This is a genomic window from Caballeronia glebae, from assembly GCF_001545035.1.
Lineage (GTDB): Bacteria > Pseudomonadota > Gammaproteobacteria > Burkholderiales > Burkholderiaceae > Caballeronia > Caballeronia glebae.
Genome location: NZ_FCOJ02000052.1, coordinates 32,096 through 53,271, shown reverse-complemented (window position 1 = coordinate 53,271; position 21,176 = coordinate 32,096). Strand labels below are relative to the sequence as shown.

General features: G+C 64.7%; 17 protein-coding genes. 10 read left to right on the top strand and 7 right to left on the bottom strand.

The genetic code is table 11. The features are described 5' to 3' along the window. Both AWB82_RS27885 and AWB82_RS37340 read left to right on the top strand, forming a co-directional pair. On the top strand, positions 1-1,330 hold a 1,330-nt coding region (locus tag AWB82_RS27885), incomplete at its 5' end, for a pseudouridine synthase (protein ID WP_086972556.1). A gap of 266 nt (positions 1,331-1,596) precedes the next feature. Next, positions 1,597-1,833, top strand: coding sequence for a hypothetical protein (locus AWB82_RS37340; protein ID WP_143756885.1), 237 nt, complete (start codon positions 1,597-1,599; stop codon positions 1,831-1,833). Between the two features lie 71 nt (positions 1,834-1,904). Here the strand turns inward: AWB82_RS37340 and def are convergent, their stop codons facing one another. From def to AWB82_RS27855, 5 genes are all read right to left on the bottom strand, one after another. Continuing rightward, positions 1,905-2,438, bottom strand: coding sequence for a peptide deformylase (gene def, locus AWB82_RS27875; RefSeq protein ID WP_086972554.1), 534 nt, complete (start codon positions 2,436-2,438; stop codon positions 1,905-1,907). Continuing rightward, positions 2,435-4,513: an NAD-dependent DNA ligase LigA gene (gene ligA, locus AWB82_RS27870; protein ID WP_086972553.1), complete on the bottom strand. Its 2,079-nt coding sequence runs from the start codon at positions 4,511-4,513 to the stop codon at positions 2,435-2,437. Before ligA ends, def begins: the two co-directional genes overlap by 4 nt. Positions 4,514-4,704: 191 nt before the next feature. Then, a complete protein-coding gene (locus AWB82_RS27865) occupies positions 4,705-5,982 on the bottom strand; it encodes a cell division protein ZipA C-terminal FtsZ-binding domain-containing protein (protein ID WP_086972552.1) in 1,278 nt (425 codons plus the stop codon). Between the two features lie 178 nt (positions 5,983-6,160). Continuing rightward, positions 6,161-9,676 (bottom strand): chromosome segregation protein SMC, encoded by a 3,516-nt coding sequence (smc, locus tag AWB82_RS27860; RefSeq protein ID WP_086972559.1) that lies wholly within the window; start codon positions 9,674-9,676, stop codon positions 6,161-6,163. A gap of 121 nt (positions 9,677-9,797) precedes the next feature. Further along, the gene (locus tag AWB82_RS27855; protein ID WP_086972551.1) at positions 9,798-10,766 is read right to left on the bottom strand and encodes a DMT family transporter; all 969 of its coding nucleotides are present in this window, start codon (positions 10,764-10,766) and stop codon (positions 9,798-9,800) included. 199 nt (positions 10,767-10,965) lie between these two features. On the opposite strand from AWB82_RS27855, the gene dapC reads away from it, so the two are divergent. The 6 genes from dapC (at position 10,966) to cls (ending at position 17,185) form a co-directional block, all read left to right on the top strand. Next, positions 10,966-12,183, top strand: a complete 1,218-nt coding sequence (gene dapC, locus AWB82_RS27850; protein ID WP_086972560.1) for a succinyldiaminopimelate transaminase — start codon at positions 10,966-10,968, stop codon at positions 12,181-12,183. A gap of 36 nt (positions 12,184-12,219) precedes the next feature. Beyond that, complete coding sequence (gene dapD / locus AWB82_RS27845) at positions 12,220-13,047, top strand: 2,3,4,5-tetrahydropyridine-2,6-dicarboxylate N-succinyltransferase (protein ID WP_086972550.1); 828 nt, start codon at positions 12,220-12,222, stop codon at positions 13,045-13,047. A gap of 1 nt (position 13,048) precedes the next feature. After that, positions 13,049-13,408: an ArsC family reductase gene (locus AWB82_RS27840; protein ID WP_086972549.1), complete on the top strand. Its 360-nt coding sequence runs from the start codon at positions 13,049-13,051 to the stop codon at positions 13,406-13,408. A 110-nt stretch (positions 13,409-13,518) separates the two neighbouring features. Further along, complete coding sequence (dapE, locus tag AWB82_RS27835; RefSeq protein ID WP_086972548.1) at positions 13,519-14,655, top strand: succinyl-diaminopimelate desuccinylase; 1,137 nt, start codon at positions 13,519-13,521, stop codon at positions 14,653-14,655. A gap of 30 nt (positions 14,656-14,685) precedes the next feature. Then, positions 14,686-15,570, top strand: coding sequence for a 50S ribosomal protein L3 N(5)-glutamine methyltransferase (gene prmB, locus AWB82_RS27830; RefSeq protein WP_086972547.1), 885 nt, complete (start codon positions 14,686-14,688; stop codon positions 15,568-15,570). A 124-nt stretch (positions 15,571-15,694) separates the two neighbouring features. Then, positions 15,695-17,185, top strand: coding sequence for a cardiolipin synthase (gene cls, locus AWB82_RS27825; RefSeq protein ID WP_086972546.1), 1,491 nt, complete (start codon positions 15,695-15,697; stop codon positions 17,183-17,185). Positions 17,186-17,191: 6 nt separating this feature from the next. Here the strand turns inward: cls and AWB82_RS27820 are convergent, their stop codons facing one another. Further along, positions 17,192-17,683 carry a glutathione peroxidase gene (locus tag AWB82_RS27820; protein WP_086972545.1) on the bottom strand — a complete coding sequence of 164 codons (492 nt, stop codon included), beginning with the start codon at positions 17,681-17,683 and terminating at the stop codon, positions 17,192-17,194. A gap of 155 nt (positions 17,684-17,838) precedes the next feature. On the opposite strand from AWB82_RS27820, the gene AWB82_RS27815 reads away from it, so the two are divergent. Together AWB82_RS27815 and AWB82_RS27810 are read left to right on the top strand one after the other, a co-directional pair. Next, positions 17,839-19,779, top strand: coding sequence for an ATP-binding cassette domain-containing protein (locus AWB82_RS27815; RefSeq protein WP_086972544.1), 1,941 nt, complete (start codon positions 17,839-17,841; stop codon positions 19,777-19,779). Between the two features lie 15 nt (positions 19,780-19,794). Further along, entirely contained in the window at positions 19,795-20,814 is a 1,020-nt protein-coding gene (locus tag AWB82_RS27810; protein WP_086972543.1) for a CaiB/BaiF CoA transferase family protein, read from the top strand. A gap of 6 nt (positions 20,815-20,820) precedes the next feature. On the opposite strand, the gene AWB82_RS27805 is transcribed toward AWB82_RS27810, so the two are convergent. Continuing rightward, entirely contained in the window at positions 20,821-21,084 is a 264-nt protein-coding gene (locus tag AWB82_RS27805) for a DUF2866 domain-containing protein (protein ID WP_086972542.1), read from the bottom strand. Positions 21,085-21,176: the final 92 nt, after the last annotated feature.

The following is a 21,176-nucleotide window of genomic DNA, read 5'->3' as shown; positions in this document are numbered from 1 at the left end:
TGAACGCAGTCCGCGCAAGTCGTTCGAAGGCCGTCCGGCACCGCGTGGCGAGCGTGCATCGGGTGGCGATGAACGTCGCCCGTTCAAGCCGCGCGGCGACGATTCGCGTCCCGCTTTCGGTGAACGCGGTCCGCGCAAGTCATTCGAAGATCGTCCGGCTCCGCGTGGCGAACGCCCTTCGGGTAGTGATGAGCGTCGCCCGTTCAAGCCGCGTGGCGACGATTCGCGTCCCGCTTTCGGTGAACGCGGCCCGCGCAAGTCGTTCGAAGGCCGTCCGGCTCCGCGTGGCGAACGCCCTTCGGGTAGTGATGAGCGTCGCCCGTTCAAGCCGCGCGGCGACGATTCGCGTCCCGCTTTCGGTGAACGCGGTCCGCGCAGATCGAACGAAGATCGTCCGTTCAAGGCACGCGACGATCGCGCGCCGGGAACGCGCCCCGCACGCCGCGACGAGAACGATCGGCCATACGCCAAACACGAAGAGCGCGGCGAAGCACGCAAGCCGGCGGCGAAACCAGCGACGACGCCAGCCGCGCCCGTCGCCGAGTCCGCGCCGAAGCCCCGCGATCACCATGACGGCCTCGTGCGCCTGTCCAAAGTAATGTCGGAACTCGGCCTCTGCTCGCGCCGCGAAGCCGACGAATGGATCGAAAAAGGCTGGGTGCTCGTCGATGGCGAAGTCATCGACACGCTCGGCTCGCGCATCCGCCCGACGCAGAACATCGAAATTCTGCCCGCCGCGCAGTCCGCGCAGTCGCAACTCGTCACAATCCTGCTGCACAAGCCGGTCGGCTATGTGTCGGGTCAGGCGGAAGACGGCTATGAGCCCGCGGTCACGCTCATCAACCCGGCCAATCATTGGGATGAGGACCGCTCGGGTCTGCGCTTCGTGCCGAGCCATCTGCGCACGCTCGCGCCGGCGGGCCGACTCGACATCGACTCGACCGGACTGCTCGTGCTCACGCAGGACGGCCGCATCGCGAAGCAACTGATCGGCGGCCATTCGGAAGTCGACAAGGAATACCTCGTGCGCGTGCGCCTCGGCGAGCATACGGTCGACGTCGACCAGCATCTGCCCGCCGAAAAACTCGCGCTCCTGCGTCATGGCCTCGAACTCGACGACGTGCCGCTCAAGACGGCGCAAGTCAGCTGGCAAAACGGCGAACAATTGCGCTTCGTGCTGCGCGAAGGCAAGAAGCGGCAGATTCGCCGGATGTGCGAGATGGTCGGACTGGAAGTCGTCGGCCTGAAGCGCATTCGCATGGGTGGCGTGGCGCTCGGCGCGCTGCCGCCCGGCCAGTGGCGCTATCTCGGCCCGAACGAGACCTTCTGAGCGAACCGAATAGACCGCACGCACATCGATCGAACGTGCGTGCCGGTCTTGTGATATTGCGTCGCAAAAAAGCGACGTTTCAGCGGCAAAATCGGCACGACGCAATCCCGGTCGTGCCTTTTTATTTTCGGCGGCTTTTTGGCTAAAGAAAATAAGTCACCGATCCGATAAAACCATCATGCGGACGGGCGCCGCGCGCGGCCTCGGCGGTCCGGTGAAGGGCAGCGGGATCAGCGGCTTTGAACGGCATTGATGGAGAAATCGCCATGTCAGTTGAGATCATTGTTCGTGAGACGGGAACCGGTCTGGAGATCGTGAGCGGCCGACGACGGCTCGAAGCCCTGCTCGCCCTGCGCGACGAAGTCGTCGTGATGAGTCCCGGCGTCGGTGAAATGGTGATTGCCCGCCTGCCTGACGGACGCCTTCAGGCATCCGCGAATCCCGAGCATGTCTCCCTGTTCCGTCAACCCGACCTCAGCGGCAGCCAGAAAACGTTGGCGTAAAGAAAAAGCCGCTTCTCGTTAAAGCGGCTTTCCGTCTTAAGGCTGATTGCTTGCGATTCGAACTGTGCGGGTCAATCGTCGCGCGCCGGATCGAGTCCCGGAAACAGCACGTCGGTGAAGCCGAACTTCGAGAAGTCGGTGATGCGCATCGGGTAGAGCTTGCCGATCAGATGGTCGGACTCGTGCTGCACGACACGCGCGTGAAAACCCTCGGCGAGCCGTTCGATGGCGTTCCCGTACTGATCGAATCCCTGATAGCGGATCATCGAGAAGCGCTGCACCGCGCCGCGCAAACCCGGCACCGACAGACAGCCCTCCCAGCCCTCCTCCATGTCATGCCCGTTCGGCGTGATGATCGGATTGATGAGCACCGTCTCCGGCACCGACGGCGCGTCCGGATAACGCTCGTTATGCCCGAAGCCGAAGATCACCACCTGCAGATCGACACCGATCTGCGGTGCGGCGAGGCCCGCGCCGTTGGCGTCGCGCATCGTGTCGAACATGTCTTGCACGAGCGCGTGCAGTTCGGGCGTGTCGAAATGCTCGACCGGCTCCGCGATACGCAACAGCCGCGGATCGCCCATCTTCAGGATTTCTCGAATCATGGAGTGACTCCTTCCAAAAGCTTACGCATGCCGTCTTCGTCGAGGACCGGAACCCCAAGTTCCTCCGCTTTGGCGAGCTTGCTGCCCGCGTCCGCGCCCGCCACGACGTAGTCGGTCTTTTTCGATACTGAGCCTGCGACCTTCGCACCCGCCGACTCCAGCATTTCCTTCGCTTCCTCGCGCGACAGCGCGGGCAAGGTACCTGTCAGCACGACGGTCTTGCCAGCCAGCACGCCCTGCGGCGCCTTCGGTGCGGGCGGTCCTTCCGGCCACGACACCTTGACCCGCAACTGGTCGATCACGTGCTGGTTGTGCTCTTCGCTGAAAAAATTGTGGATGGCCTCGGCGACGATCGGGCCGACATCGTTGACTTCGAGCAGCTCCTCGACCGACGCCGCGATGATCGGATCCAGCGAGCCGAAATGCTTTGCGAGATCCTTCGCCGTCGATTCGCCCACGTGCCGGATGCCGAGCGCGTAGATGAAACGCGCGAGCGTCGTCTTGCTCGCCTTCTCCAGCGAATCGATCAGGTTCTGCGCGGATTTGTCCGCGAAACGGTCGAGCGCCGCAAGCGTGGAGAAGCCGAGATTGAAGAGATCGGCGGGCGTGCGCACGAGGTTCTGCTCGACCAGTTGATCGATGATCTTCTCGCCGAGCCCGTCGATATCGAGCGCGCGGCGCTGCGCGAAGTGCCAAAGCGCCTGCTTGCGCTGCGCCGGGCAGAAGAGCCCGCCCGTGCAGCGCGCGATCGCCTCGTCCGGTAGGCGCTCGATCTTCGAGCCGCAAACCGGGCACTCCGTCGGCATGACGAATTCGCGGGCGTCAGCGGGACGGCGCTCCAGAATCGCACCGACGACTTCGGGAATCACGTCGCCCGCGCGGCGCACCGTGACCGTATCGCCGATGCGGATATCCTTGCGCCGGACTTCATCCTCGTTGTGCAGCGTGGCGTTCGTGACCGTCGCGCCGCCGACGAACACCGGCGCGAGACGCGCAACCGGCGTGATTGCGCCCGTGCGGCCGACCTGCACGTCGATGGCGAGCAATTGCGTCAGCGCTTCTTGCGCCGGAAACTTGTGCGCGAGGGCGAAGCGCGGCGCGCGCGAAACGAAGCCAAGCTTGTCCTGCTCGTCGCGGCGATCGACCTTGTAGACGACGCCGTCGATGTCGTACGGCAGCTTGTCGCGCTTCTCGCCGATCTCGTTGAAGAAACCGAGCAAACCGTCCGCGCCTTCGACCACGGCGCGCTCCGCATTCACCGGCAAGCCTAATTCCTTGTACCAGTCGAGCAGCGCCGCGTGCGTGGCGGGCATCTCGGCGCCTTCCAGCACGCCGATGCCGTAAGCGAAAAACGATAGCGAGCGCTGCGCCGTCATCTTCGGATCGAGTTGACGCAAGCCACCCGCTGCGGCATTGCGCGGATTCGCGAACTCGCGCTGCCCCGCGTCGCGCTGACGGGTATTCAGGCGCTCGAAGTCGCGCTTGAACATCAGCACTTCGCCGCGCACGTCGAGCCGTTTCGGCGGGTTCTTGCCCTTCAGCGTGAGCGGAATCGAGCGAATGGTGCGCACGTTCGCCGTCACGTCTTCGCCCGTCGCGCCGTCGCCGCGCGTCGCGGCCTGCACAAAATGGCCGTCTTCGTAGCGCAGGGAAATGGCGAGGCCGTCGAACTTCAGTTCGCACGCATATTCGACGGGCGCGTGACCCAGCGCGTCGGACACGCGCTTGTCGAACGCGGCGATGTCCTCGTCCGCGAAGCCGTTGTTGAGCGAGAGCATCGGCACGTCGTGGACGACCGGCGTGAAGCCTCCGGCGACTTCGCCACCCACGCGCTGCGTCGGGGAATCTGGCGTGATCAGATCCGGGTGCTCCGTCTCGATGCCCTGAAGCTCCTTGAAGAGCGTGTCGTATTCGGCGTCGGGCAAATCCGGCTGATCGAGCACGTAATACGCGTAGTTCGCGCGTTCCAGTTCCGAACGCAGCCATGCCGCGCGCTCGGCCGGACGATCGGCGCTCGGCACGGCGGCTCCCGACTTGGCGGTCGCGGCGGATTCGGCTTTTGTTTTTGCTGACATGCGGCTCGATAAAGTAGGTAAGTCAGTCAACCGACCGTTCGATTGTCTCAGAAGATCGGTAAATCGTGGCGTCGGCCGAATGGCCTAAGTGCGGGCGTCGGTGCGGCGGCGCGCATGCAAAGAAAAGCGCCCCGGCTGGGGCGCGATTCTCTTGCGGCGAGCGCGCGTTGCCGAGCGCGCACAGCAAGAAATTACTGGCTGAAAAGACGCCGCGTAGCGGGCGATCCGGCGGGAATGCCCGCCTGCTCCAGCTTCGCATAAAGGGTCATCAACTGCTTCTCGATGGCGAGCAGCGCGGACTCAGGCAACGGCCGGCGCTGATCGTCGACGACGCGCGCACCAATGCGCTCCGACAGCGACTTCGCGTAATCGCACATCAGGCGGAACGGGAGAATGTCTTCGTCGGCGACCGGCACGTCGAGCACCAGCGTGATCATCTGGCCGCCCTTGTAGGTGAGGTCGTCGCGCAGGAAGTTCGTGTCGCCGAACTGGAGCATGAAGACGGGATTCTGCTTCGCGTCGAGCTTCACGAAGCGCGTGCCGTCGCGCGAGAGCAAAAGACCGTCTTGCGACGCCACCGCCTGCACGTAGTTCGCGGACCACGGCGCGCCGTCGGAAAGGATATTGATCGAGAGTTGCGCATCGCATTGCGCCGCGAACGCGTCGAGTTCGCGCGCCATGCCGACGGTTTCCATCATGTCGGGGAATTCTGGCGCGCCGTCGATGGCATCGGCGAGTCGCTGCACGCCGGTCACGAACTCCGAAAATTCGAGCTCGTTGAGCGGGCCGCTACGGTTCGCGAGTTGCGCGGCCGCGCGCAGTTCGTCGTAACGCACGCCGTTGCGCGGCAATTCCCACGTTGTCTCGCCTTCGGTCTTGCCTTCGATCGTCACAGGCTTCGTGCCCGCGCGACGCAGCCGCTGCGCGAGCGGAATCACGCGATCGCCCGCGACCGGCGCGGCGAGGCGAATCGGCACGACACAATCTATGCGGCGATCCACGACCGCCGGCGGCGCCTGCGAAATCGTCGTCGCGGCGGGCATCACCGGTTCGCTGCGTTCATCTTCACTGCCGCTTTCCGCTTCTTCGACTGGGCCATTGGCGGATGTCGCCTCGGCCTGAAGATCCACGGCAGTATCGGCAGGCGCGATGGGCACAGCCGGCGCACCCGGCGCGGCCGCCGTCGACGCACTCGCCGTGCCGAAGCTCGGTTCGACACGCGCATCGCGCGGCTGATCGTCGGAGTTATCGACATCGCCCGCGACCGGCTCGCGCCGCGACTGGCGCACGGGCTCGATGAACGGGTGCTCCTCGTCGGCGTCCTGGCGCGCAAGCGCGTCGGCCGCTTCGTCGGGCATCGGACGCGGCATCTTGCGACGCACCTTCGCGTTCTGCCACGCGTTGTACACCACCACGCCGCCCACCACCACGGCTCCGGCTCCAATCAAACCGAGTGTCAACTCGTCCATGCAGGCTCCATCATTCTTTTAAGTTACGAAGCGTCGCGCGATCTGTCGCACGCATCGCGCCGCGTTCCGGCTTCTCGCCGCCGCCTGGCCGATGCGCGCCACTCCGCGCCTTGACGCACGCCACCGGATCGTCGTCCGGCCCTTTCACTCAATCAAAAAACTTGCGGACCGCGATGCTTCAGCCGTTCTGCGCAAAGCCCGCCGCCGCTTCCATATCCACCGCGACGATGCGCGACACACCCTGCTCCTGCATCGTCACGCCGATGAGTTGCTGCGCCATTTCCATCGCGATCTTGTTGTGCGAGATGAACAGGAACTGCGTCTTGACGGACATCGCACGCACGAGATTCGCGAAGCGCTCGGTGTTGGCGTCGTCGAGCGGCGCGTCCACCTCGTCGAGCAGACAGAACGGCGCGGGATTCAACTGGAACATCGCGAACACGAGCGCGGTCGCGGTCAGCGCCTTTTCACCGCCCGAAAGCAGGTGGATCGTCGAATTCTTCTTGCCGGGCGGCTGCGCCATCACCTGCACGCCGGCATCGAGGATTTCGTCGCCGGTCATGATGAGCTTCGCCTGCCCGCCGCCGAAAAGACGCGGGAACAGTTCGCCAAAATGACGGTTCACTTCGTCGAATGTGCCTTGCAGCAACGAGCGCGTTTCCTGGTCGATCTTCTGGATTGCGTCTTCCAGCGTGCCGATGGCGTTATTCAAATCAGCCGACTGCGCGTCGAGGAAATGCTTGCGCTCGGTTGCCGTTGCGAGTTCTTCGAGCGCGGCCATGTTGACAGGACCGAGCGCCGCGATCGCGTTGTTCAGTCGCGTGACTTCGCCTTGCAGATACGACGGCTTCATGTCCGGCGTGAGCTTTTCGGCAAGCTCGGCTTCATCGACGCCGGCCGCCTGCAACTGCTCGACGAACTGCTCGCCGCTGATGCGCGCCGCCTGCTCCTTCAACTGCAATTCGTTGATCTTGTCGCGCAGCGGCTGCAGCGAGCGTTCGGCCATGAGACGCTGCTCGTCGGCCTGACGCAGACGCGCGGTCAGATCGTCCAGTTCGACACGCGCCGCATGCAGGGATTCCTCACGCGCCGCGCGCACTTCGAGCGCGTCGTGCAGGCCCGTCTGCGCGGTCTGCTCGTTGATCGTTTCGAGCTCGGCGCGCGCGTCTTCCAGCGTGCCCGCGATACGCTCGCTCTGATCGTGCGCCGTGTCGATGTTGCGTCGGTATTCGTCGATCTTCGCGGCGAGCCCGCGCACGGCGAAGCTGGCGTCGCTCGCGGCGCGCTCCAGTTCGCGCAGCTCGTGGCGCGCGTTCGTGAGTTCCTCGTCGAGCGCTTCGAACGCGAGCTGGTTGTCTTCGAAACGCGCCTGCAATTGCGCGATTTCGCCATCGTGACGCTCGAACGCGGCTTCCGATTCGGCGCGCAATGCACGCTGCTCGTCGACCTGCGCGGCGATTTCTTCGAGCTCCTCGCCGATCTGCGTGTTGCGCTGCGTGTAGCGCTCGTGTGCCTGGGCGAGCTTGAGCACGTCCATCTGCAATGCGTGGACGCGCTGCGTCGCGCGCTCCGCGGCGGCGCGCGCTTCCGCGAGCGTCTGAGCGCCCTGCGTGTGCGCGGCGTCGGCGCGCACGGCGTTGGCCTTCGCTTCATCGGAAAGCAAAGCCTGCGCGCGCACCTGCTTCGTGAGGTTCTCAATTTCCTGGGCACGCGCGAGCATGCCCGACTGCTCGGAATCCGACGCGTAGAGCTGTACGCCCACACGCGTCACGATATGCCCCGCCTTCACGACGAACGCGGCGCCATCGGGCAATTGATTGCGCGAAGCGAGCGCCTGCGCGAGATCGTCGGCTACGAAGGTTGCGGCGAGCCATTCGTTGAGCACCGCGCGCAGGCCCGGATCGTCGATGCGCACGAGCGATAGCAGCGAGCGCAAGCCTTGCGGCGTCTCGACCGGCTTGCCCGCGACGGGCGGCGAATAAAAGGCGAGCTTGGCGGGCGGCGCATCGGTGGCGAAGGCCTTGACCCAATCCAGATTCGATACTTCCAGCGCGGCGAGACGCTCGCGCAACACAGATTCGAGCGCCGCTTCCCAGCCGGCTTCGACGTGCAGTTTCTTCCACAGACGCGGCAGCGCGCCGAGCTCGTGCTTGTCGAGCCACGGCTGGATCTTGCCTTGGGTCTGCACGCTTTCCTGAAGCTGCTTCAGTGCGGCGAGCCGCGCTTCGAGCTGATGGATCTGCGCGCTTTCCTTCTGCACACGCTCTTGCGCCGCGCGGCGCTCGGCGTCGAGCCGTGGCGCCGTTTCCTGCGCATCGGCGAGACGCGCCTGCGCCTCCGCGAGAATCTCTTCGTTTTCGGCGAGCTGCATGCGCAACTCTTCGAGATGCGCTTCGTCAGGCGCATCGAGCCCGCTCGACTCGCTCTTCAGACGCTCCTGGCGCTGCTGCAATTGCTGAAGCTGCTGATCCGCGTTGCGCTGATGCGCCGCTTCCAGCTTCAGCGCCTGTTCCGCGCGTGCGATGCCCGCGCGTTCTTCGTTCAACTGCGTCTGCGCATCGCGCCAGCGGGCTTCGAGCGCGGGCAGCGCGTCGTGTTTCGCGGCGGCGTTTTCCTGCGCGATAGCGGCCTTTTCCTCGCCTTCGGCGAGCGCTTCGGTCGCGGTATCGATCTCGTCGCGCGCCTTTTGCGCCTGCATCTGCCATTGCTCGCGCTGCGCGGTGAGCGCGGCGATCTGCGCCTGCACGCGATTGCGCGACTCGACGATGAAGCGGATCTCCGCTTCGAGCCGGCTCACTTCGGCATTGGCTTCGTAGAGCGAGCCTTGCGCGCCCTGCATTGCGTCGCTCGCGCTGTAGTGCGCGACGCGCAGCGTTTCCAGTTGCGCTTCGACTTCGCGCAAACGCGCGGTCTGTGCTTCGAGATCGACCTGCGCCTCGCGGATCGCGCGCTGCTGACGCTCGGCCTCGTTGCCTGCTTCCTTCTTGCGCAAAAGCCACAGAAGGCGCTGCTTCTCTTCGCCGTCGGCCTGCAATTCCTTGTACTTGGTCGCGACGACCGCCTGCGCTTCGAGCTTCTCCAGATTGGCCGACAGTTCGCGCACGATGTCTTCCACGCGCGTCAGATTCTCGCGCGTGTCATGCAGACGATTCTCCGTCTCGCGGCGGCGCTCCTTGTACTTCGACACGCCCGCCGCTTCTTCGAGAAACACGCGCAGATCTTCCGGCTTCGCCTCGATGATGCGCGCGATCATGCCCTGCCCGATGATCGCGTAGGCGCGCGGGCCGAGACCCGTGCCGAGGAAGATGTCCTGGATGTCGCGGCGGCGCGCGGGCAGATTGTTGATGTAGTAGCTGGAGGTGCCGTCGCGCGTGAGCACCCGCTTCACGGCGATTTCGCCGTAGGCGCTCCATTGACCGGCGGCGCGGCCGTCGCCGTTATCGAAAATGAGTTCGACGCTGGCCCGGCTGCCGGGCTTGCGCGCCGTCGATCCGTTGAAGATCACGTCCTGCATCGACTCGCCGCGCAACTCGGAGGCGCGCGATTCGCCGAGCACCCAGCGCACGGCATCGATGATGTTGGACTTGCCACAGCCATTCGGTCCGACGACGCCGACCAACTGGCCGGGGACCTGGAAATGCGTGGGATCGACGAAGGACTTGAAGCCAGCGAGTTTTATCGAGGTCAGACGCACGGCGATATCGCTGTTTTGAATGAGTGACGGAGGATAGGGCAGACAGACCAGAACCGGGTCTGTCGATCGCATTCGGCCACGCAGCACCCTGTGCGCGAGAGGCCCGGCGAAGCGGACACCATCATACCATCGCGCGAGTCGATTTCTTTTGGCTTTGCGGCGCGTCTTCACCGATGTCCGGCGCAGGCGGCGAACGCGATGCGCGCGGCCGATGCAGCCACGCCGACAACACGCACGCGACGACGATGCACGCGCCGCCCGCCCATTCGCGCGGCCCGGGCGCTTCGCCCGCGAAGAGCCACGCCGACAGCGCCGTGACGACGAGCTCGAACAGCATGATGATCGACGCGCGATTGGCCGGCACGCGGGCCAGACCCAGTTGCACGATCATGTTGTTGCCGGCGAGCACGACGCCGAGCCCGATCACGATCAGCGCCACCGTGGGCAGAAGCGCGGCGGTGGGCGGCGCGGGCATCGGCTCGAACAGCGTGACGATGGACGCGATGAACGCCGCGCCGCCGAAGATCACCGCCGTGCGCATCTCGGGTTTCATCGCGGGCAGCGTGCGCGTGACTTTCACGATGAGCACGTTGCTCATCGCGAAGCCCATGCCGCCCATCAGACCCGCCCATTCGGCGAGATTGGCCGGCAGCGGCATGCCGAGCTCGGGCGACCAGAGCATCGTCACCGCACCCGCGAGCGATAGCAGCGAAAGCGCGGCGTCGGCGCGGGTCAGGCGCTCTTGCAGAATGAAGTGGGCGAAGACCGCGGTCCACGCAGGCGTCAGATAAAAGAGCAGCAGCACGCGCATCACTTGGCCGTGGATCGCGCCCCACACGAAACCGATATTGGTCACGCCCGCCGCCACGCCGAGCGCGACGAGCAGCCAGTGCCACGACAGCGTGCTGATCGAGCGGCGTTTCGCGAGCAGCACGAAGACGCACGCGGCGGCGCTCGTCGTGGCGCTCGCGGCCGTGCCGGAGAGACCCATCGCGGCGAGCATGCGCATCGGGTACCAGACGAGACCCCACACCGACGCGCCGAGCATGATCGCAAGCGTCGGCCATGCATTCCGAAGGCTGCGAGTCATGCCGGCGCTCCGCCGATCGCGCCCTTTTCGAGCTTGTTCATTCGTACCATGTCCTTCGTGGCGCGTGCCGCCGCCCGCTTGCGAGCCGGGGCCGCGCGCTATAATCGTCCGCTTGCTTCACGTCCGCTCGATGTCTTCCGATGCCGCGCTCGCAGGCCACTTGCCTCGCGCGCATCGCTCACTGCTTACCGGTCACGCCGTGAATCCACTTCTCGATAAACTTCAGTCTTATCCGTTCGAAAAGCTTCGTGTGCTCTTCAAAGGCATCGAGCCGCGCGCGGAATTCACGCCGATCAGCTTCGGCATTGGCGAGCCGAAACATCCGACGCCCGCGCTGATCCGCGACGCGGTAATCCATTCGCTCGACGGCCTCGCCACCTATCCGGCGACGCTCGGCAGCGAGCCGCTGCGCCAGGCGATCGCGGCGTGGGCGATGCGGCGTTACGGCCTCGAATCGCTCGATCCGGCGACGCAAGTGCTGCCCGTGGCAGGCTCGCGCGAGGCGCTTTTCGCACTCGCGCAGACCGTGATCGACAGCCGCACGACCAACGCCGCCGAACCGCCCATCGTACTCTGTCCGAACCCGTTCTATCAAATCTACGAAGGCGCGGCCCTGCTCGCCGGCGCCGAGCCCTACTTCGTCAACAGCGATCCGGCGCGCAACTTCGCGTGCGATTACTCGGCGGTGCCCGACGACATCTGGGCGCGCACGCAACTGCTCTACGTGTGCTCGCCGGGCAACCCGACGGGCGCCGTGCTCACGCTCGAAAACTGGCGCGAACTCTTCGCGCTGTCGGACAAGCACGGCTTCGTGATCGCGTCGGACGAGTGCTACTCGGAAATTTATTTCGACGAGACCAATCCGCCGCTCGGCGGGCTCGAAGCCGCGCGGCTGCTCAATCGCAACTTCGATCGTCTCGTGATGCTGTCGAGCCTGTCGAAGCGCTCGAACGTGCCCGGCATGCGCTCGGGCTTCGTCGCGGGCGACGCGTCGATCCTGAAGGATTTCCTGCTCTATCGCACGTATCACGGCGCGGCGCTGTCGACGGTGTTTCAGCGCGCGAGCGTCGTCGCGTGGCAGGATGAAACGCACGTGCGCGACAACCGCGCGCGGTATCTGCAAAAATTCCAGACGGTCACGCCAATGCTCGCCGACGTGCTCGACGTGCGCCTGCCCGACGCCGCGTTCTACCTCTGGGCGAACGTTTCGGGCACCGGGCTCACGGATACCGAGTTCGCGGCGCGCCTGTACGCCGACTATAATGTGACGGTTCTGCCGGGCTCTTTTCTCGCTCGTTCGGCGCACGGCACGAATCCCGGCGAGGGTTTCGTGCGCTTCGCGCTCGTGGCCGAAACAGAGGAATGTGTCGAAGGCGCTCGCCGCATCGTCGAATTCTGCCGCACGCTCATCGTCTGAGCCTGCCGGTCTTAACTCTCCATCCTTGATATCACTATGTCGCAACAACTTCAGAGCATCATCGATACCGCCTGGGAAAACCGCGCCGAGCTGTCGCCCAAGGCCGCGCCCGCCGAAGTCCGCGAAGCCGTCGCGCATGCGATCGAGCAGCTCGACAAAGGTCAGATGCGCGTCGCCGAAAAGCGCGATGGCGACTGGGTCGTGAATCAGTGGCTGAAGAAGGCCGTGCTGCTGTCGTTCCGTCTCGAAGACAACGCGCCGATGCCCGCGGGCGGCTACTCGCAGTTCTACGACAAGGTTCCCTCGAAGTTCGCCAACTACACGGCCGAAGACTTCGCCGCGGGCGGTTTCCGCGTCGTGCCGCCGGCCATCGCGCGCCGCGGCTCGTTCATCGCGAAGAACGTCGTGCTGATGCCGTCGTACACGAACATCGGCGCATACGTCGATGAAGGCTCGATGGTCGACACGTGGGCCACCGTCGGCTCGTGCGCGCAGATCGGCAAGAACGTGCATCTCTCGGGCGGCGTGGGCATCGGCGGCGTGCTGGAGCCGTTGCAGGCGAACCCGGTCATCATCGAAGACAACTGCTTCATCGGCGCGCGCTCGGAAGTCGTGGAAGGCGTGATCGTCGAAGAGAATTCCGTCATCTCGATGGGCGTGTACCTCGGCCAGTCCACCAAGATCTACGACCGCGAAACCGGCGAAGTCAGCTACGGCCGCATTCCGGCGGGTTCGGTCGTCGTCGCGGGCAACCTGCCGTCGAAGGACGGGTCGCACAGCCTTTACTGCGCCGTCATCGTCAAGAAGGTCGATGCCAAGACGCGTGCGAAGGTCGGCCTGAACGAACTGCTGCGAGGCGACTGATTTGGCTAAGACGACTGTCGTCTACGGCATTCCGAACTGCGACACCGTGAAGAAAGCGCGCGTGTGGCTGGAAGAGCACGACGTGCCGTTCGAGTTCCACGACTTCAAGAAGGCCGGCGTGAACGAGCAACTGGTTCGGGACTGGCTGAAGGACGTATCGACCGATCAGCTCATCAACAAGCGCGGCACGACGTGGCGCGGCCTGTCCGACGTGCACAAGGCCGAAGCCGACACGACCAACGGCGCGATCGCGCTGATGATCCACAAGCCGTCGATCATCAAGCGGCCGGTCGTGGTCGTGAACGGGCGCGTGAAGACGCTCGGGTTTTCCGCCGAGCAGTACGAAACGCTCTTTGCCTGAGCGAAGGCGATGACTGTGAACTCGACGGTCATCGCAAGCTTGCTACGAGTGCCGGCCCGCGCGCCGGCATTTTTTTATCGCGTCATCTGTCGCAATATTTCGAAACGACCATGTCCGGCACCCTTTCCCTCACCGAAGCACTGATCGCGCGTGCATCCGTCACGCCCGACGATCAGGCTTGTCAGGCGCTCATGATCGAGCGGCTCGCGGCGATCGGCTTCGCATGCGAAACGATCGAATCGGGCGGCGTCACCAATCTCTGGGCCGTCAGGCGCGGCACCGACGCCACGGCCAAACTGCTCGCGTTCGCCGGCCATACCGATGTCGTGCCGACCGGCCCGCTCGAACAATGGACCTCGCCGCCGTTTTCGCCCACGCATCGCGACGGCAAGCTGTACGGGCGCGGCGCGGCGGACATGAAGGCGTCGCTGGCGGCGTTCGTCGTGTCGAGCGAGGAATTCGTCGCGCAATGCCCCGAGCATCGCGGCACGCTCGCGTTTCTCATCACGAGCGATGAAGAAGGCCCCGCGACCGACGGCACGATCAAGGTCGTGGAAGCGCTGAAAGCGCGCGGCGTGCGGCTCGATTACTGCATCGTCGGCGAGCCGACCTCGAACGCCACGCTCGGCGACATGGTCAAGAACGGCCGGCGCGGCTCGATGACGGGCAAGCTCGTCGTCAAGGGCGTGCAGGGGCATATCGCGTATCCGCATCTCGCGAAGAACCCGGTGCATCTGCTCGCGCCCGCTCTGGCGGAACTCGTCGCCGAGCGCTGGGACGACGGCAACGAATACTTCCCGCCGACAACCTGGCAAGTGTCGAACCTGCATTCGGGCACGGGCGCGACCAACATCATTCCCGGTCACGCCGACCTGATGTTCAACTTCCGCTTCTCGACCGCGAGTACGGTCGAGAGCCTGCAAAACCGCGTCCGCGCGATTCTCGACAAGCACGGTCTCGATTACGATTTGCAGTGGATCGTGAGCGGATTGCCGTTTCTCACGCCGCGCGGCGCACTTTCGGACGCGCTCGAAAAAGCCATCGCCGACGAAACCGGCGTGCGCACCGAGTTGTCCACCACGGGCGGCACGTCCGATGGACGCTTCATCGCGCAAATCTGCGATCAGGTCGTCGAATTCGGCCCGCCGAACGGCACGATCCACAAGATCGACGAGCATGTCGAAGTGCGTTTCATCGAGCCGTTGAAGAACGTGTACCGCCGCGTGCTCGAAGCACTGATCGCCTAATTCATATCCGACAATAAAAAGGAGCCTTCGATGGCGCTGCCCTTCACCACCGTGCGCGACCTGCTGCGCTTCGGCGTCTCGCGTTTCACCGAAGCGGGCTTGTCGTTCGGCCACGGCTCGTCCAACGCCTACGACGAAGCCGCGTATCTGATCCTGCACACGCTGCACCTGCCGCTCGACACGCTCGATCCGTTCCTCGACGCGCGCCTGCTCGACCACGAAATCGACGCCGTCATGAAAGTGATCGAGCGCCGCGCAAAGGAGCGCATTCCCGCCGCGTACATCACGCAGGAAGCGTGGATGCACGGCCGCCGTTTCTACGTCGATGAGCGCGTGATCGTGCCGCGCTCGTTCATCGGCGAATTGCTGCAGGACGGCTTGCAGCCCTACGTGACCGATCCGGATCAGGTCACGCGCGTACTCGAGTTGTGCACCGGCTCGGGCTGCCTCGCGATTCTCGCGGCGCAAGCCTTCGAAAACGCCGATGTCGATGCGGTCGACATCTCCGCCGATGCGCTCGCGGTCGCGCGCCGCAACGTCGACGATTACCGTCTCGGCGAGCGCGTAAGTCTTTACGAAGGCGACCTGTACGCGCCGCTGCCCGCGGCGCGCTACGAGGTCATCATCACGAATCCGCCGTACGTCAACGCGAACGCGATGCAGGCGCTGCCCGAAGAGTATCGTCACGAACCGGAACTCGCGCTTGCGGGCGGCGCGGACGGCATGGACGTGGTACGGCGCATCGTGCGCGACGCAGGCAAGTGGCTGACCGAGGACGGCGTGCTCGTCGTCGAGATCGGCAACGAGCGCCCGAACGTGGAAGCGGCGCTGGGCGGCCTCGATCTCGTGTGGCTTTCGACGAGCGCCGGCGACGACAATGTTTTCCTGATCCAGGCCGCCGATCTGCCGGCCTGACGCCCCGGCCCGAACGATCGTTGCGGCGACGCACGCGCCGCAACGATCTCTGACACTTCGCGCATGAGCGTTGGGTAATATGGCGGATCGCCATTTACCAGGCACTTCGGTCCTTCTCGCGTCTATGCAAGCATCCGACTGGCTTCACCTCGGCACGCTCGTGATGGCCGCGCACGTGCTCGGCGTGATCGCCGCGATCCACGCCATCATTAACACACGCACGTCGCAAGGCGCGGTGGCGTGGGCGGTGTCGCTCGTCGCGATGCCCTACTTCACGCTGATTCCCTATCTCTTCCTCGGCCGCAGCAAGTTCGCGGGGTATATCGACGCGCGCAGGCTGGAAATCGAGATCCTGCGCAGCCGTTCGAAGCCCGCCGAGTGGGATTCGGGGGCCCGCAGCGATACACTCGATGGCGCTCCGCTCGCCGATTCCGCCGGCGCGCGCGGCGAGATCGCGCCGGGACCGGCGGCCTATCTTGGCAATCCGACGATCCGCACGCTGCAACGCCTGTCCGGCATGCCGTTCCTGCGCGGCAACTCGGCGCGCGTGCTCATCAACGGCGACGCCACGTTCGCCGCGATCTTCGAAGCGATAGCCGCAGCCGAACACTACGTGGTCGTGCAGTTCTTCATCGTGCGTGCCGACGCGCTCGGCGACATGCTCAAGGACGCGCTCATCAAGAAAGCCCAGGCCGGCGTGCGCGTGTACTTTCTCTACGACAGCATCGGCAGCTTCGACCTGCCGCACCGCTACGTGAATGCGCTGCGCGCGGGCGGCGTCGAGGCGCATCCGTTCGCGGCCACGCGCAAGTTCGTGCACCGCTTCCAGATCAACTTCCGCAATCATCGGAAGATCGTCGTGGTGGACGGCAAATGCGCGTTCGTCGGCGGGCATAACGTGGGCGTCGAATATCTCGGCGGCAATCCACGGCTTTCGCCCTGGCGCGACACACATGTGGAAGTGCGCGGCCCGGCGGTCGCGAGCATTCAGTTCGTCTTCACCGAGGACTGGTACTGGGCGACGCAGCGCCTGCCCGAACTCGGCCCGGTGCCGCATTCCGGCGAGAACATGCACTGCATGGTGCTGTCGAGCGGCCCGGCGGACAAACAGGAAACCTGCTCGCTCTTTTTCGTCGAGGCGATCAACGCGGCGCGCGAGCGCATCTGGATTACGTCGCCCTATCTGATTCCGGACGAAGCCGTGTTCTCGGCGCTCAGGCTCGCGGTGATGCGCGGCGTGGACGTGCGCATCCTGATTCCGAGCCGGCGCGATCATCGCGTGGTGTTCGCGGCGTCGCGGCTCTACGCGTACGACCTGGTGCAGGCGGGCGTGCGCATCTTCCGCTACAAGCCGGGATTTCTGCATCAGAAGGTCGTGCTCGTCGACGACATCGCCGCGTCGATCGGCAGCGCAAATCTCGACAACCGCTCGTTCCGCCTGAACTTCGAGATCACGGTGCTGACGGTGGATCGGGCATTCGCGAGCGAAGTCGAAACCATGCTGCTCGCCGACTTCGCGCATTCCTTCGAGATCGACAGTGACGACTATCGCGGCAAGGCCTTCTGGCGTCGCATGGCGATGCACGTCGCGCGGCTCTTCGCGCCCATTCTCTGAGCGGCGTCAGAGCAGCTTTTCGATGTCGTCCGCGATCGACTCGGGCTTCGTCTGGGGCGCATAGCGCCTGATGACCTTGCCCGTGCGATCGACGAGAAACTTCGTGAAATTCCATTTGATCGCTTCGATGCCGAGCAGACCCGGTTCCTTGTCCTTCAAATACCTGTAGAGCGGATGCGCGTTCGAGCCGTTCACGTCGACCTTCGCGAACATCGGAAACGTGACGCCGTAATTTTTCTCGCAGAAGGCGCCGATTTGCCCGGCATCGCCCGGTTCCTGCCTGCCGAACTGGTTGCACGGAAAGCCCAGCACCTCGAAACCGCGCGTCGCGTACTGCTGGTAGACCTCCTGCAAACCCTTGTACTGCGGCGTGAAGCCGCATTCGCTCGCCGTATTCACGATGAGCAGCACCTTGTCGCGGTACTTGTCGAGACTGACGGTTGCGCCGTCGAGTGTTTCGGCCGAGAAGCCGTAGATGCCTTCGCTGGCTGCGCTCATGGCGTGCTCCGAAAAAATTCGATGAGAGTCACGCGATGCTAACCCGGCGCGCGTTCGGCCGCCATTAGCCGAACGGCCGACCCCTGCCTCGCAACCGGTCCGGTCTAAAATAGCGCTTTCCCTCAAAGCCGCGCCCTTTTCGCCGCCATTCCCACGTGATCCGTTTCAACCAGTTCAGCCTGTCCCGCGGCACCAAGCCGCTTTTCGAAGACACGAGTTTCACGCTCAATCCGGGCGAGAAGGCCGGTCTCGTCGGCGCAAACGGCGCGGGCAAATCGACGCTCTTTTCCGTGCTGCGCGGCGAACTGCACGCGGACGGAGGCGATTTCTCGATGCCGCCGTCGTGGCGCATCGCGCACGTCGCACAGGAAACGCCTGCAGTGGATCGCAGCGCGCTCGATTACACGCTCGACGGCGACACGCATCTGCGTGCGATCGAAGCGCGCATCGCTGCCGCTTCCGCCGCGCACGACGGCGTGGCCGCCGGTGAAGCCCACGCCGCCTTCGCGGACGCCGACGGCTACACCGCGCCCGCACGCGCCGAAACGCTTCTGCTCGGCCTCGGCTTCACGCTCGAACAAACGCGCGAGCCGGTGTCGAGCTTCTCGGGCGGCTGGCGCATGCGCCTGAATCTCGCGCAGGCACTGATGTGTCCGTCCGATTTGCTGCTTCTCGACGAACCGACCAACCACCTGGACCTCGACGCCATCGTCTGGCTGGAAGACTGGCTCGGGCGCTATCCAGGCACGCTCGTCGTCATATCGCACGATCGCGAGTTTCTCGACTCCGTCTGCAACGTCACGCTGCATCTGGAGAATCGCCAGGTGAAGCGCTACGGCGGCAACTACAGCCAGTTCGAAGTGCTGCGCGCGCAGCAAATGGCGCTGCAGCAGAGCGCGTATGAGAAGCAGCAACGAACGGTCGCGCATCTGCAGAGCTTCATCGACCGCTTCAAGGCCAAGGCGAGCAAGGCCAAGCAGGCGCAAAGCCGCGTGAAGGCGCTCGAAAAGATGGAATTGATCGCGCCCGCGCATGCGAGCTCGCCCTTCACGTTCGAATTCCGCGAACTCGCCGTCGCGCCCAATCCGATGATGGTCATGGAGAGCGTGCGCTGCGGCTATCACAACGACGCGGGCGGCGAGATTCCGATCGTCGAGGACGTGACGCTGTCGATCCAGAACGGCCAGCGCATCGGCTTGCTGGGCGCGAACGGCCAGGGCAAATCGACGCTCATCAAGACGCTCGCGCAGACCCTCGAACCGCTCTCCGGGGACGTGCAACAGGGCAAAGGCCTGCGGATCGGCTATTTCGCGCAGCACCAGCTGGAAACGCTGCGCCCGGACGATTCCGCGCTCCAGCATCTCGCGCGCCTCGCGCCGGACACGCGCGAGCAGGAACTGCGCGATTTCCTCGGCAGCTTCAACTTCTCCGGCGAAATGGCGACTGCGAAAATCGCGCCCTTCTCCGGCGGCGAGAAAGCGCGGCTCGCGCTGGCGCTCATCATCTGGCAGAAGCCGAATCTGCTGCTGCTCGACGAGCCGACCAACCACCTCGACCTCGAAACGCGCCACGCGCTGACCATGGCGCTCGCGCAGTTCGAAGGCACGCTCATTCTCGTGTCGCACGACCGGCATCTGCTGCGCGCGACGACCGATACTTTCATGCTCGTCGCAAAGCATCGCCTGAATCCGTTCGACGGCGATCTCGACGACTACCGCGACTGGCTTTTGCAGCACGCCGCCGAAACGCGCGCGGCCGCGAAGGAAGCGAGCGGCGCGGGCTCGGGCGACTCCGCGGACAGCGCGCTCAATCGAAAGGAGCAGCGTCGACAGGAAGCGCAGGAGCGTCAGAAGCTTGCGCATCTGACCAAGCCGCTCAAGTCGCGCATCTCGAAAATCGAGAAAGAGATGGAGAAGCTCAACGCGGAAAAAACGGAGCTCGATGCGTTCGTCGCCGATCCGGCGAGCTACGAAGCCGCGATGAAGGCAAAGCTCACCGAGACGATCCGCCGCCAGGGCGAAGTGAATACCCGCCTCGAAACGCTCGAAATGGAATGGCTCGAAGCGCATGAGGAACTTGAGCAGATCGGCTCATAACCGGAGATCGACGAATTGACGCCTTCTCTGACTGGCCTGCGCGTGCTGGATCTGACGCGGCTTCTGCCCGGCCCCGTCGCCACGCTGCGGCTCGCGGAACTCGGCGCCGATGTACTCAAGATCGAGCCGCCCGGAGAAGGCGACTACGCGCGCACGATGCTGCAAGGCGAAGCCGACCGGCAAAGCAGCACGCCGAGCGCGTTCTACCGCATCGTCAATCGTGGAAAGCGGCAACTCACGCTCGATCTCAAAACGGACGATGACCGCGCGAAGCTGATCGAGCTTGCACGCGATGCGGACGTTCTCGTCGAGAGCTTCCGCCCTTCGGTAATGGCGCGGCTCGGCGTCGGCTACGACGTGCTGCGCGAGGCGAATCCGAAGCTCGTCTATTGCGCGATCACGGGCTTCGGCAGCGAGGGTCCGTTCGCGCACAAAGCCGGCCACGATCTGAACTACATCGCGTATGCGGGCGTGCTCGACCAACTCACGGCGCGCGACGGCACGCCCGTCGTACCGAATTTTCAGTTGGCGGATCTGCTCGGCGGCGCGCTTTCGGCGGTCATGGAAATACTCGCGGCCGCGTGGCATGTCGCGCGCGGCGGCGAAGGACGCTGCCTGAATGTATCGATGACCCACGCGATGCACGCGCACAACGTGATGGCGCATGTCGCGCTCGCCAATGCCAACGAAGCCGGGACGCGCGCGGGCGCTGGCCTCCTGAACGGCGGCGTGCCCTGCTACGACGTGTATCGCACGCGCGATGACCGCTTCGTCGCGGTGGGCGCGCTGGAGCTGAAGTTCTGGCAGACCTTGTGCGAAGCGCTCGGCCGTCCCGATTGGGCGCAGCGGCACTGGAGTCTCGGGCAGGCCATCGGCCAGGCGGACGCGGCGGAATTGTCCGCGCAAGTTGCCGCGCGTTTTCGCGAACGCACGCGCGACGAATGGATGACGTTGCTGGAGCCGCTCGATTGCTGCGTCGCGCCCGTGCTCACGCCCGCCGAAGCGGCGGCGCACCCGCTCTTCAAAAGCGCCTAGAAGCGCCTAGCGCCGCGGCAAGACCTGACGCGGCTGGCGCTCGTCGTCGATAAGCACGTGCTTGCGGCCCGTCACGTGCTCGCGAATGGTTGCGACGACTTCATCCTCGGTGACATCGGCCGCGACGACGCGGCGCGAGATCTGGCCTTGCTCGTCGATCCATTCGACGATCCGGCAGACGCTTCCCCACGGCTGCTGAAGCGGCGGGGAGACTCGGCATCCGCGCAGATGGAACGCGGCCTTCGTTCGGCTTGATTTTGAGTGTTTCAATGCGTGGTCCTCTCGATCCTTCCAGTCACGTCGCTTATTGAGATGCATTTAGCGAAGTTGGCCGCGAAGTTACCCCAATGAGGTAGCCCCGT

What these genes read in the sequence shown, in the direction of transcription:
- def (WP_086972554.1), bottom strand. Translation starts at nt 2,438, where the DNA reads ATGATTCGAGAAATCCTGAAGATGGGCGATCCGCGGCTGTTGCGTATC.
- AWB82_RS27865 (WP_086972552.1), bottom strand. Translation starts at nt 5,982, where the DNA reads ATGGACGAGTTGACACTCGGTTTGATTGGAGCCGGAGCCGTGGTGGTG.
- ligA (WP_086972553.1), bottom strand. Translation starts at nt 4,513, where the DNA reads ATGTCAGCAAAAACAAAAGCCGAATCCGCCGCGACCGCCAAGTCGGGA.
- dapE (WP_086972548.1), top strand. Translation starts at nt 13,519, where the DNA reads ATGTCCGGCACCCTTTCCCTCACCGAAGCACTGATCGCGCGTGCATCC.
- AWB82_RS37340 (WP_143756885.1), top strand. Translation starts at nt 1,597, where the DNA reads ATGTCAGTTGAGATCATTGTTCGTGAGACGGGAACCGGTCTGGAGATC.
- dapD (WP_086972550.1), top strand. Translation starts at nt 12,220, where the DNA reads ATGTCGCAACAACTTCAGAGCATCATCGATACCGCCTGGGAAAACCGC.
- cls (WP_086972546.1), top strand. Translation starts at nt 15,695, where the DNA reads ATGCAAGCATCCGACTGGCTTCACCTCGGCACGCTCGTGATGGCCGCG.
- AWB82_RS27820 (WP_086972545.1), bottom strand. Translation starts at nt 17,683, where the DNA reads ATGAGCGCAGCCAGCGAAGGCATCTACGGCTTCTCGGCCGAAACACTC.
- AWB82_RS27855 (WP_086972551.1), bottom strand. Translation starts at nt 10,766, where the DNA reads ATGACTCGCAGCCTTCGGAATGCATGGCCGACGCTTGCGATCATGCTC.
- prmB (WP_086972547.1), top strand. Translation starts at nt 14,686, where the DNA reads ATGGCGCTGCCCTTCACCACCGTGCGCGACCTGCTGCGCTTCGGCGTC.